Source organism: Streptomyces bicolor (assembly GCF_000719285.1).
GTDB lineage: Bacteria > Actinomycetota > Actinomycetes > Streptomycetales > Streptomycetaceae > Streptomyces > Streptomyces bicolor.
The window spans coordinates 308,219-320,720 of record NZ_JOFS01000006.1 but is presented as its reverse complement, the minus strand read 5'-3'; the positions used below and the strand labels follow the sequence as shown (position 1 = coordinate 320,720).

The window sequence follows — 12,502 nt, the reverse complement described above, 5'->3', positions numbered from 1 at the left end:
GGGACACCTCGGCTTGAAGCCCCCAGGACGGTTCGCCAGCCGCGATGGCATTCAATCACTTACCGGCAGGCGTGCACGACGCCTTGGTCCCATTGTCCGTCACGCCAGTGACACACTCGGTGCCGATGGCCAAGAATCACCGATCCGATCGATCCCCGACGGGCCCCGTTTCCCGGGTGGACCCGGCCACTGTGCTGGGCCGACTCGCCTCGGGGCCGAGCCGGGCTTCGCGCATCACTCATACGGAGCATGTGCCCCCGCGCGAGGGTCGCCATGCCGTCTGGCCGGACCGGATCCGCGCGGAGGTCATCGCCGCGGTGCAGACCGCGGGAATCGAACATCCCTGGGCCCACCAGGCACGAGCCGCCGAGCACGCCCTGGACGGCGACTCGGTCGTCGTCGCCACGGGCACCGCGTCCGGCAAGTCCCTGGCCTACCTCGTGCCGGTCCTCTCGACGCTCCTGGACGGCTCCGAGGCCCCGAACGGCCGCGGCGCCACCGCGCTCTACCTGGCCCCGACCAAGGCCCTTGCGGCGGATCAGTGCCGCTCGGTGAAGGAACTTTCACATCCGCTGGGCAATTCCGTACGCCCGGCCGTGTACGACGGCGATACTCCGTTCGAGGAACGCGAGTGGATCCGCCAGTACGCCAACTACGTCCTGACCAACCCCGACATGCTGCACCGGGGCATACTCCCGTCCCACCCCCGCTGGTCCTCCTTCCTGAAGGCGCTGAAGTACGTCGTCATCGACGAGTGCCACACCTACCGCGGCGTCTTCGGCTCCCATGTCGCCCAGGTCCTGCGCCGACTGCGCCGCCTGTGCGCCCGCTACGGCGCCTCTCCCGTCTTCCTGCTGGCCTCAGCGACCGCCGCCGAGCCCGCGGTGGCCGCCCGGCGCCTCACCGGCCTGCCGGTGGTGGAGGTCGCCGACGACGCCTCCCCGCGCGGAGAGCTGGTCTTCGCCCTCTGGGAGCCCCCGCTCACCGAGATGCAGGGCGAGAAGGGCGCCCCCGTCCGCCGTACCGCCACCGCCGAGACGGCCGACCTCCTCACCGACCTCGCCGTCCAGGGCGTCCGCTCGGTCGCCTTCGTACGCTCCCGGCGTGGCGCCGAGCTGATCTCGGTCATCGCCCAGGAACGCCTCGCCGAGGTCGACCGCTCCCTCGCTCGGCGTGTCGCGGCCTACCGCGGCGGCTACCTCCCCGAGGAGCGCCGTGCCCTCGAGCAGGCCCTGCACTCCGGCGAACTCCTCGGCCTGTCCGCCACCACCGCCCTGGAACTCGGCATCGACGTCTCCGGCCTGGACGCCGTACTGATCTCCGGATACCCCGGCACGCGCGCCTCCCTGTGGCAGCAGGCGGGCCGGGCCGGCCGCTCCGGGCAGGGGGCACTGGCCGTCCTGGTCGCCCGCGACGACCCGCTGGACACCTACCTCGTCCACCACCCCGAGGCCCTGTTCGACCGTCCGGTGGAATCGACAGTCCTCGACCCCGACAACCCGTATGTCCTCGCCCCGCACCTGTGCGCGGCCGCCGCGGAGATCCCGCTGACGGACGAGGATCTGGCGCTGTTCGGGCCGGAGACCGAGGGGCTGCTGCCGCAACTGGAGGCCGCGAAGCTGCTGCGCCGCCGTACAAAGGCCTGGCACTGGACACGCCGGGAACGGGCCGCCGACCTCACCGACATCCGCGGCGGGGGCGGCCGACCGGTCCAGGTGGTCGAGGCCGGGACGGGCCGCCTGCTCGGCACGGTCGACGCGGGCGCCGCGCACAGCACGGTGCACGAGGGCGCGGTCCATCTGCACCAGGGCCGCACGTATCTCGTCCGCTCCCTCGACCTGGAGGACTCGGTCGCCCTGGTCGAGGAGGCCGCGCCGCCGTATTCGACGGTCGCCCGGGACACGACGTCGATCTCCGTCCTGGAGACGGACGTCGAGGTCCCCTGGGGCGACGGCCGCCTGTGCTACGGCTCCGTCGAGGTCACCAACCAGGTGGTCTCCTTCCTGCGCCGCCGGCTGATCACCGGCGAAGTACTGGGCGAGACGAAACTCGACCTCCCTCCTCGTACGCTGCGCACGCGCGCGGTGTGGTGGACGGTCACCGAGGACCAGTTGGACGAGGCCCGGATCAACCCGGAGATCCTCGGCGGCGCCCTGCACGCCGCGGAGCACGCGTCCATCGGCTTGCTCCCCCTTTTCGCGACCTGCGACCGCTGGGACATCGGCGGCGTCTCGATCCCGCTCCACCCCGACACGCTCCTTCCCACGGTCTTCGTCTACGACGGCCACCCCGGCGGCGCGGGCTTCGCAGAGCGCGCCTTCCACACGGCCCGCTCCTGGCTCACCGCCACCCGCCAGGCCATCGCCTCCTGCGAGTGCGACGCCGGCTGCCCGTCCTGCATCCAGTCCCCCAAGTGCGGCAACGGGAACGATCCGCTGCACAAGAGGGGGGCGGTGCGGTTGCTGACGGTGCTGTTGCGGGGGGCGCCGGAGGAGAAGGCGGGGGATGGGCCGGGTATGCAGGATGGGCCAGGTCTGCAGGGGGACGGGTCGGGTGGGCAGGGAGAGCCGGTTGCGGGCGGAGGTGGGGGCGCCTCGGATGGGGAAAGCAGTGCCCCGGCCGGCGGCGGGGCTGGCCCGGCTGCGGAGTCGGTCAGGGGGCCGGCGTCGGGCGGTCCGTCCCCGCAGGGCCGGGCGGCAGAGGCTCCGTCGGCGAAGTCGCGTCCGTCGGCAGGGACGAGCCCGACTGGGATGAGTCCGTCGCCAGGGACGGGTCCGTCGGCTGGGGCAGGTCCGTCGGCTGGGGCAGGTCCGTCGGCAGGGGCTGGTCCGCGGGTCCCGCCCGCGCCCTGACCTCGGCGGTGAACGGCCCATGGCCCGACGCCGCCGTCACGTCCGAGACCTCGCCCACCACCTCACAGCGCACGAGCCGCACGCCTTGCGCCCGAGCCACCCGCTCCGCACGAGCGCAGGCCGCGGTACCGCCCTCCGCCCAGTGGTCGGCCGCCGCGAGCGCCGCCAGATCCGCGCCACCCGCCGCTTGGTGCCGGGTCACGACGGCTTGGCCCAGGGCGAGTACGACACCGAAGACGACACAGAGCACGGCGATGGCACCGACGCTCCAGACCGTGGCGGAACCGCGGTCGGAGCGCAGATCGGCGGCAGATTTCCGGGCCATGGGCCTGCTGTGGGCGGGTTCCCGGCGCGTATGCCGGTCGGTGACGGACCCGCCGTCCGCGTGCCTGTCGGTGAGGGACCCGCCGTCCGCATGACTCACGGGGGCGGGCCCGCCGTCCGGCTGCCGATCGATGACGGGCAGCCCGACTTCCGCATGGCATTCGGTGACGGGCCGTCTGCCTCCCGCACGGTGGCCGGCGACCGGCCTTCGGCCGTCACGCCGGCCGGTGAGGAGCCCGTGGACAGACCCACGCCCCCGGACGAAGCCCCCTTTCATGTCCCCACCCCCACCATCTCCTCCGCCGACGCCACGGCCTCCTCCCGCACTTCGAAGGGGAGCCCGCGCAGCAACGGCGGCTTGGCCACCACGACCACGCGGATCTCGTCACCCTCCCGGCCGACCGTGACCGTCGCGCCGCGCGGTGCCGCCTCGCGGGCCACCTCGATGACCGCTTCGGCCGGATCCTGCCGGGCTGCCGCGCGGGCGCCCGTCCGGGCGGCGTCCACGCACTGGATCTGTGCGGCCACCACAAGCAGCCCCCACACCAGCGCCATCGCGAACATCACCAGCACAGGCAGCACGACAGCCGACTCAGCCGTCACGAACCCTTGGTCCGACGCCCAGCCCACGGCCCGATCCGGCCCTCGGCCAGATCGCCGGCCCCGCCCCCGCTCGCTCTCCCGCTCACATCCGCGCATCGAGGGCCCTCTTCACGATGGCCTGCAGCTCCTCGCTGACCTGCCCGCTCGTCACGACCTTGTAGAGCACCACGGCGAACGCCACCGCCGCGACGATCCCCATCGCGTACTCGGACGTGACCATCCCCGCGTCCCTCCGGGCCCCACGCCCAGTGCGCATCCTGCACACCAGACCGCGCATCCGCGCCCGTACCGCCTTGCACATCTCAACCCCCGTAAGAATCAGTCCTGTTGAAACATCTGTTGAACATCTTTTGTCGACCGACTGCTGCTGAACGACTGCGGCTGCGCGCCTCTACCGAACGCCGACGCCGAACCCGCGAGCCCGAACCCCGAGCTCTGAACGCCGAGCCCCGAACCACGACGCCCGGAACACCGAACTCCGAACCCCGTCCACTGCCCCGCAGCCGTCACCGCCCCTCACCCCGTCATCCCCCACCCCCTCCCAGCACCCCGCCCGCAAGCCCGATCACCACCGGCGCAACGCCGACCGCGATGAACGCGGGCAGGAAGCACAGCCCCACCGGCGCGGAAACCATCACGGCCGCTCGCCTCGCCCGCTCCGTCGCGGTGCGTGCGCCGTCGGCGCGGGCCTCCGCGGCGAGTCGCGCGACCGGTCCGGCCGCCGGCAGACCCGAAGAGCCGGCTCGCTCCAGCAGCCGCGCCAACGCCCCCGCCCTCGGCAGTGACGCCAGCCGCTGCCACGCCTCACCCGGCTCCCCGCCGAGCCGCACCTCCGCGGCGCCCCGTGCCAGTGCCTCCCCGACGGGGCCGCCCAGGGCCTCGCCCACGGCCTGCGCCGCGATCACCGGACCGGCTCCCGCCGCGACGCAAGCCGCCAACAGATCAGCCGCCAGTGGGAGTTGCCGAGCCACCTCTGCGGCGTCCAGCTCCTTCTCGGTCTCGACGGCTCCCTGCCGACGCCGCCAGAGCCACAGCCCGCCCGCGACAGCCAGCCCCACCGCGACCCCGGCAACACCACCGACCAGGACCCACCCGGCGCCCACGACCGCCACCATGAGCAGCCCTTGCCGCACGCCCTGCCGGACGTCGAGCCGTCGGCGTTTCGACGTCACGTCGGTGGTCGTCATCAACTCGGCCAGCCGACGCCGAACCCTCCGCTCGCGCCGCACCGCCACCGGCCATCCCAACAGCCACCCGACGACCAGCGCCGTCCCCACGGCCACCCCCAGCCTGTGGAAAAGTTCCGCACTCACACCATCACCTCCCTCTTACGTCCCGACCCGCACGCCCCTAGGAACCGCACGACCCCACGTCCCGCACGCACCGAGCCCTCACGACTCCTCACCCCGTCTCACCCCGCCTCCGCCCGCCGCACGATCCGCAGCGCCCACCACATCCCCAGCCCCTCCAAGCCCCCGCCGACCACCAAGCAGCCAAGCCCGGCCCCGGTATGCAGCAGCACATGCAGCGGGTCGGCCCCCATGGCGGCACCGAGCAGCAGCCCCAGGACCGGCAACCCGGCGAGCATCGCCACCGTCGACCGAGCCCCCGCCAACTGGGCGCGCAGGTCCGCGCGCTGGTCCCGTTGGGCCCGCAGTGCTCCTTCCAGCCGTTCGAGTCCGGCCGCGAGCCCGGCGCCCTGATCCACGGCCACGCGCCAGCACGCCGCCAGCCCCAACAGGCCCTCGGCGCCCGACTGCCGCGCCCCGGAGGCGAGCGCGCCCGGCACATCCCCACCGAACCGCGCCGCGGCCAGCACCGCGGCCTGCGCTTCCCCGAGCCCACCGGAGTCCCATGCCGCCCGCAGCAACGCCTCTCCGGGCTGCCGCCCGGCCCGCACCTCCCCGGCGAGCGACCCGCACAGCGCGATCACCGCGTCCGCTCGACGCTCCCGTTCCCGCCGCGCCGCCCGGGCCAGCCGCACCCTCCTCAGCAACGGCACCCCGGCCGCCCCCGCGACGACCGGCAGCACCGACGACCCCAGCACGCCCAGCAACAGCCCGACGGTCGGCGCCCACCACTCGGCCCGTAACCGCCCTCGCAGCCGCCGCAGCTCCCCGGCCAAGTGCCTCCAGTCGGAAGGCCCGGCTCCCGCCACCCCACCACCTGCAAGCAGCAACTGCGCCCGCCGCGCCCCGGAGTTCCGCCCGCCCAGCATCCAGACCGCGGCCCCGAGACACACCACGGCCGCGCCCAGCGACATCTCACCCATTCAGTTCACCGACCCTTCAAGATCAGCACGTCCCGCCATGCGGCCCGCACCCTCACCGCGCTCACCGCTGTCACCCCGAAGCAGTCCTCCCTCACCCCGAAGCAGCCCTCGCAGCCGCTCCCAGCCCCGCTCGCACGCGAACGCCCCCGCGCCCCACCGCAGCGCCGGCACCGTCCGCACCAGCCCCGACGCATCCCGCTCCAGCACATGGACCTCGGCGATCCGCCGCCGCCCCGTCCGATCACGTACGAGGTGCACTACGACCGACAGCGCGGCCGCCAACTGGCTGTGCAACGCGGCCCGGTCGAGCCCGGCCGCCGTGCCGAGCGCCTCCAGGCGGGCCGGCACATCGGACGCCGCGTTCGCGTGGACGGTCCCGCAGCCTCCCTCGTGGCCGGTGTTCAACGCCGCGAGCAGATGGACCACTTCGGGCCCACGCACCTCACCCACGACCAGCCGGTCCGGCCGCATCCGCAGCGCCTGCCGCACCAGGTCCTCGAGGGTGACGAGCCCTGCGCCCTCCTGATTGGCGGATCTGCTCTCCAGCCGTACGACATGCGGATGGTCGGGCCTGAGCTCCGCCGAGTCCTCCGCCAGCACGATCCGCTCACCCGGCCCGACCAGCCCGAGCAACGCGCTCAGCAAGGTCGTCTTGCCGCTGCCGGTCCCACCGCTGACGACGAAGGACAGCCGCGCGTCGACCAGCGCCCGCAGCACCCGATCCCCGCCGGGCGGCACCGTGCCCGCCGCGACCAGCTCGTCGAGCGTGAACGCCCGGGGCCGTACGACCCGCAGCGCCAGGCAGGCGCAGCCGACGGCGACCGGTGGCAGCACCGCGTGCAGCCTGGTTCCGTCGGGCAGCCGGGCGTCCACCCAGGGCCGGGCGTCGTCCAGCCGACGCCCGGCCACCGCGGCGAGGCGTTGCGCCAGACGCCGTACGGCTGCCTCGTCGGGGAAGGTAACGGAGGTCAGCTCCAGACCGCCGCCCCGGTCCACCCAGACCCGGTCCGGCGCCGACACCAGCACATCCGTCACGGACGGATCAGCGAGCAGCGGCTCCAGCGGCCCGCTCCCGACCAACTCCGACCGCAACTGCTCGGCCGCCCCGAGGACTTCGGCGTCCCCGAGCACCCTGCCCTGCTCCCGCAGGGCCTGCGCCACGCGCGCGGGCGTCGGCTCGGCCCCGCTCTCGGCCAGCCACTGCCGCACGCCGTCGAGCAACCCCGCCGACATGTCCGCCCCGGCCCCCGTCGCGCCCGACGCCCACCGCGGCGTGGCCCTACGTCCCCTGCCCGCAGCTGTTCCGCCCGTAGCTGTTCCGCCCGATGCCGACCTGCCCGCCACTGTCCCGCCCGACCGCCACCGCTCAGGAGCCGCCCGCACCGAACCGACCGCGCTGCCGCTGACCCATGCGAGCCCCGACGGGCCCCGGTCGAGCCCCGAAGCCGTACTCATGCCGCCCTCGCCTCCAACAACGCCCGCTCCCAGAACTCCCGGCAGAACCGCGCCAGCGGCCCCCGGCCCACCGCACCCGGCGGTGCCGTGTTCTCGTGCGGGCGCAGCAGGCCCGACTCGATCGGCACCTCGCCCACGAGGGGAAGGTCCAACAGGCGGGCCACCTCCCGGTCGTCGAGCCCGGGTGGGTACGGCCCGCGTACGGCCACGCGCAGATCCCGCAGGACCATCCGGACCGCGGAGGCCACCTGCCGGGCCGCCGCGACGGCGCGCAGTTCGGCGGGGACCACAAGGATCCCGACGTCGAGTTGGGCGAGGGCCTCCGCGACCCCGTCGTCGATACGGCGGGGCAGATCGACGACGACCGCGCCGCCCCGGCGCCTGGCAGCGGCGAGCACCGCGCGCATCGCCTGCGCAGGCACGGCGAGATGGTCGCCGCGATCCCAGCTCAGGACCCGCAAGGAGTGGAGTTTCGGCAGGGACTCCTCCAGCGCGCCGCTGCCGAGCCGCCCGCGTGAGCCGGCGAACGCGGGCCAGCGCAGGCCCTCGGTCGCCTCGCCGCCGAGAAGGACGTCGAGCCCGCCGCCCAGCGGATCGGCGTCCACGAGCAGCGTGCGCAGCCCTTCGCGCGCGGCGGTGACGGAGAGGGCACACGCGAGAGTGGACGCTCCGGCCCCGCCGCGGCCGCCGATGACGCCGACGGTGAGGGCGGGCCGGCCGACGCCCTCGGCGACGTCGGCGATGCGGTCGACCAGCCACTGCTCGCCGTCCGGCAGCATCAGGACGTGATCGGCGCCGATCTCGACGGCCCGGCGCCAGACCCCGGAGTCGTCCTGGTCCCGGCCGACCAGGACCACTCCACGCCTGCGTCCGGCCCCGCGCACCCGGCGTGCGGCGTCGTCCCCGACCAGGACGAGCGGCGCGGCCTCCCAGCTGCCTCTTGGCTCGGGCACTCCGTGGTGGACCTCGGGTGTGGCGCCGGCCGCCGCGCACAGGCGCAGCAGGTCGTCGAGCAGTTCGGCGTCTTCCGTGAGGATCAACGGCCGGCCCGGCCGCCCGGAGGCGGTGGGCGGCGGATCGTGTGTGACGGCTGCGGTCACGGTTTCCATCCCCCTTCGCTGCATCACTCGCGCAGCCCTGCGGCCCCGCGAATCCCAAACGTGTGAAGAACCGGCAAGCGGCCTCCATATGAACGGCCGATACGAACCGGCCAAACTCGCCCGACTAACCAGAACCGGCCATGAAGTCGGCCTGAGCGGGACGCGCTGGAATCACGGTGCAGCGATCCCGGAAATCGTGTGGATCTTGGTCGATAACTGTGGACAACTCGGCGGTTGTGAATATCGCCGTCACCCATACCGGTGACCCCCGCACCGACCCCTGTACGACTTCCGCAGAGCAGCGCGACGGCTACGCACAGTCACGGATCATGCGCATGCAGAAGAGGCGACCGCAGCCGCCTCGCCGCGGCCCCATGGCCGCGCTTGAAAGGGAGAAACCACCCCGGACATGCGACGACCCCCGCCGGGGGGGAGAGCGGGGGTCGTCTCCACGGCCGACTCGGGGGGGGAGGAGTCGGACCGGGTTAGCACGGTCGCGAACGATCCGTGACTTCCATGGTGTACCCGAGAGCCCTCTCAGGCAAACCCACGCGCCCACCTTACGCCGAATGGGCTGCGCCTATGCTCGGGGTCGTGGAAAACCACTCCTTGCCCCGCACAGCCGCCTTCTTTGACCTGGACAAGACGGTCATTGCGAAGTCGAGCACGCTCACGTTCAGCAAGTCGTTCTACCAAGGCGGTCTGATCAACCGCAGGGCCGCCTTGCGGACCGCATATGCCCAGTTCGTCTTCCGCATCGGCGGTATGGACCATGACCAGATGGAGCGCACGCGCGAGTACCTCTCCACGCTCGTCCGCGGCTGGAACGTCCAGCACGTCAAGGAGATCGTCGCGGAGACGCTGCACGACCTGATCGACCCGATCATCTATGACGAGGCCGCCTCCCTCATCGAGGAGCACCACACGGCCGGCCGCGACGTCGTGATCGTGTCCACGTCGGGCGCCGAGGTGGTGGAGCCGATCGGCGAGCTGCTCGGTGCCGACCGCGTGGTGGCGACGCGCATGGTCGTGGGCGACGACGGCTGCTTCACCGGGGAGGTCGAGTACTACGCATACGGCCCGACGAAGGCCGAGGCGATCAAGGAGCTGGCCGAGTCCGAGGGCTACGACCTCTCCCGCTGCTATGCCTACAGCGACTCCGCCACCGACCTGCCGATGCTTCAGTGCGTCGGCAATCCGCACGCCGTGAACCCCGACCGCCCGCTACGCCGCGAGGCACTCGCGCGCGGGTGGCCGATTCTCGACTTCCATCGCCCTGTTCGGCTCAAGCAGCGCATTCCCTCCTTCTCGGTACCACCGCGCCCCGCCCTTCTCGCGGCCGCCGCCATAGGAGCCGCCGCGGCCACCGCCGGCCTCGTCTGGTACGCGAGCCGACGCCGTACGGCGCTCGCCTGACCGGCGCAGTCGGGGTTCCCGAGTACCCCATTCGGCGTATCGACGCCCGTTTGACACAGTTTTGAGAGCAAAAGTAAAGAACTGCAGTCAGGGCTTCCGCTTGGTTGGGTCCTGGAGTACAAAGGACTCAACGGCCCGCGAGACCAAGGACATCCGAGAGGATCACCTTAAATACGCATTTGGCCCCACGGACCGAGCATGGACATTGGGCACCCACGCGACGTCGACCCGTCGATTACGGGCCAGCCGCACCAGGTGACGGGCAAAGTTCCCGACCTGATGGGCAACATATCGAGGACGCTTGGTAACCCGGTGGACATGCCAGCGGCGGTACGAATCCTCGTACCGCCGCAACTCATATGAGCCCCCTTGCGGGGCTTTTCTCATGCCCTATGGCCCTCGGTCCGCCGCGCAACGACCACTCGATCGGCCGTACGCCGCCCCACGCGCGCGTGGGCTACGCCGCCCCGCGCTGCAGCGCCTCGCACACCGCCGTCGACTCGCGCGCCCCGAGCTCGATCGCCTTGCCGCAGTGCGCGATCCAGGCGGCCATGCCCTCGGGCGTTCCGGAGACATAACCGTCCAGCGCCGCCAGATAGGCCGCGCGCCCCAGTTCGGCGTGCCCGACCTCGGCCGGGCAGACGGACTTCGGGTCGAGGCCGCTGCCGACAAGGACGATGCGCTCGGCCGCGCGCGCGACCAGGCCGTTGTGGGACGTGAAGGGTCGCAGCGCGAGGAGCTCGCCGTGCACGACGGCGGCCGTCACCAGGGCGGGCGCCGAACCGCCGGCGATGATCAGGTCGGACAGCCCCTCCAGACGGCCGTGCATCTCCGCCGCGCCCGGCGCAGGCAGCTCGATCAGCGGCTCGTCGACCGGCTCGCCCACCTGGCGCGGGCGCCCGACCGTGTCGTCGTTGCCGGCCGCCGCCACCAGGTGCAGCCGGGCCAGTACCCGCAGCGGCGACTGCCGCCAGATGGACAGCAGTTGACCCGCCTCAGCGGTCAGCCGCAGGGACCCGCCCATGACGCGGGCCTCGTCGTCACCGCTGAAGTCGGTACGCCGGCGGACCTCTTCGAGCGCCCAGTCGGCGCCCGACAGCGCGGCGGAGCCCCGGGCTCCACGCAGGGCCGCCTCGGAGGTGATCTCGTTGCTGCGGCGCCGCATGATCCGGTGCCCGTAGACCCGGTCCACGGCCTTGCGTACGGACTCCACGGACTCGGGCACACCGGGCAGCGACCCGAGGGCCGCGAGCGGATCGGCGGTCGCGCCTGTCGTACTCATGAGTACGACACTACGCGCCCATCCATCACCACCACGCGCCCACCCGCCACGCCGACCGCAGCCCCCATCAGGCTTCGCCTTCACTGACAGCCCGCACCCCACGATCGAGTGGCCTTCCTCACTCCCATCTGCCACATACAGCTACCAGCCCGCTACTCTTCGTGAACATGAAAATTGCTTTCGTCGGGAAAGGCGGCAGCGGCAAGACGACCCTGTCCTCCCTCTTCATCCGCCAGCTCGCCGCGACCGGCGCGCCGGTCGTCGCCGTCGACGCCGACATCAACCAGCACCTGGGGGCCGCGCTCGGTCTCGACGAGGCGGAGGCAGCCGCACTGCCCGCGATGGGCGAGCGGTTGCCCCTGATCAAGGACTACCTGCGCGGCTCCAATCCGCGGATCGCCTCCGTCGAGACAATGATCAAGACGACGCCGCCCGGCGAAGGTTCGCGGCTGCTGCGGGTGCGCGAGCGGAATCCGGTGTACGACGCCTGCGCCCGTCCGGTGGAACTCGACGGCGGCGCCGTCCGTTTGATGGTCACCGGCCCGTTCACGGACTCCGACCTCGGGGTCGCCTGCTACCACTCCAAGACGGGTGCGGTGGAGCTGTTCCTGAACCACCTCGTGGACGGCCCCGACGAGTACGTCGTGGTCGACATGACGGCGGGCTCGGACTCCTTCGCCTCCGGCATGTTCACGCGTTTCGACATCACGTTCCTCGTCGCCGAGCCGACCCGGAAGGGGGTATCCGTCTATCGCCAGTACAAGGAGTACGCCCGTGACTTCGGAGTCGTCCTGAAGGTCGTCGGCAACAAGGTGCAGGGCCAGGACGACCTCGACTTCCTCCGCGCCGAGGTCGGGGACGACCTGCTGGTGACCGTCGGGCACTCGGACTGGGTGCGCGCCATGGAGAAGGGCCGCCCGCCCCGGTTCGAGTTCCTGGAGGACGCCAACCGCCTCGCCCTGCGCAGGCTGCACACGGCGGTGGACGCGACGTACGAGCTGCGGGACTGGGAGCGCTACACGAGCCAGATGGTGCACTTCCACCTGAAGAACGCCCAGTCCTGGGGGAGCGAGCGCACCGGGGCCGACCTCGCGGCGCAGATCGACCCCGGATTCGTGCTCTGCGAGAGCCTCACCGCCCTGCGCGAGGGCAACTCCCGCCTGACTCCGACTGCTTGACCTGTACGACCCGTACGACC

The 12,502-nt window shown here is 72.4% G+C and carries 10 protein-coding genes and 1 pseudogene; 3 read left to right on the top strand and 8 right to left on the bottom strand.

What is annotated here, in order from left to right:
* The first annotated feature begins 44 nt into the window (after positions 1-44).
* A complete protein-coding gene (locus IF78_RS0110300) occupies positions 45-2,852 on the top strand; it encodes a DEAD/DEAH box helicase (RefSeq protein ID WP_234439830.1) in 2,808 nt (935 codons plus the stop codon).
* Here the strand turns inward: IF78_RS0110300 and IF78_RS45930 are convergent.
* The 7 genes and pseudogenes from IF78_RS45930 to ssd form a co-directional block, all read right to left on the bottom strand.
* Positions 2,812-3,177: pseudogene (locus IF78_RS45930) on the bottom strand (Rv3654c family TadE-like protein); the annotation flags it as partial. The gene IF78_RS0110300 and the pseudogene IF78_RS45930 overlap by 41 nt on opposite strands.
* Before the next feature lie 272 nt (positions 3,178-3,449).
* Positions 3,450-3,875 carry a TadE family type IV pilus minor pilin gene (locus tag IF78_RS0110290; protein WP_280514399.1) on the bottom strand — a complete coding sequence of 142 codons (426 nt, stop codon included), beginning with the start codon at positions 3,873-3,875 and terminating at the stop codon, positions 3,450-3,452.
* On the bottom strand, positions 3,862-4,080 hold the full coding sequence (locus tag IF78_RS0110285; protein ID WP_031482620.1) for a DUF4244 domain-containing protein: 219 nt from the start codon (positions 4,078-4,080) through the stop codon (positions 3,862-3,864). Before IF78_RS0110285 ends, IF78_RS0110290 begins: the two co-directional genes overlap by 14 nt.
* 223 nt (positions 4,081-4,303) lie before the next feature.
* Positions 4,304-5,092 (bottom strand): type II secretion system F family protein, encoded by a 789-nt coding sequence (locus IF78_RS0110280; RefSeq protein WP_031482622.1) that lies wholly within the window; start codon positions 5,090-5,092, stop codon positions 4,304-4,306.
* Between the two features lie 98 nt (positions 5,093-5,190).
* Positions 5,191-6,051 carry a type II secretion system F family protein gene (locus tag IF78_RS0110275; RefSeq protein WP_031482624.1) on the bottom strand — a complete coding sequence of 287 codons (861 nt, stop codon included), beginning with the start codon at positions 6,049-6,051 and terminating at the stop codon, positions 5,191-5,193.
* The gene (locus tag IF78_RS43490; RefSeq protein WP_078662375.1) at positions 6,052-7,284 is read right to left on the bottom strand and encodes a TadA family conjugal transfer-associated ATPase; all 1,233 of its coding nucleotides are present in this window, start codon (positions 7,282-7,284) and stop codon (positions 6,052-6,054) included.
* Between the two features lie 218 nt (positions 7,285-7,502).
* On the bottom strand, positions 7,503-8,615 hold the full coding sequence (gene ssd, locus IF78_RS0110265) for a septum site-determining protein Ssd (protein WP_031482628.1): 1,113 nt from the start codon (positions 8,613-8,615) through the stop codon (positions 7,503-7,505).
* A gap of 573 nt (positions 8,616-9,188) precedes the next feature.
* Here ssd and IF78_RS0110260 point away from each other — a divergent pair.
* A complete protein-coding gene (locus tag IF78_RS0110260) occupies positions 9,189-10,022 on the top strand; it encodes an HAD family hydrolase (RefSeq protein ID WP_031482630.1) in 834 nt (277 codons plus the stop codon).
* 457 nt (positions 10,023-10,479) lie between these two features.
* On the opposite strand, the gene IF78_RS0110255 is transcribed toward IF78_RS0110260, so the two are convergent.
* Complete coding sequence (locus IF78_RS0110255; RefSeq protein WP_031482633.1) at positions 10,480-11,304, bottom strand: Fic family protein; 825 nt, start codon at positions 11,302-11,304, stop codon at positions 10,480-10,482.
* Positions 11,305-11,471: 167 nt separating this feature from the next.
* Here IF78_RS0110255 and IF78_RS0110250 point away from each other — a divergent pair, with 167 nt between their 5' ends.
* Positions 11,472-12,482, top strand: coding sequence for an ATP-binding protein (locus IF78_RS0110250; RefSeq protein ID WP_051827639.1), 1,011 nt, complete (start codon positions 11,472-11,474; stop codon positions 12,480-12,482).
* Positions 12,483-12,502 lie beyond the last annotated feature (20 nt).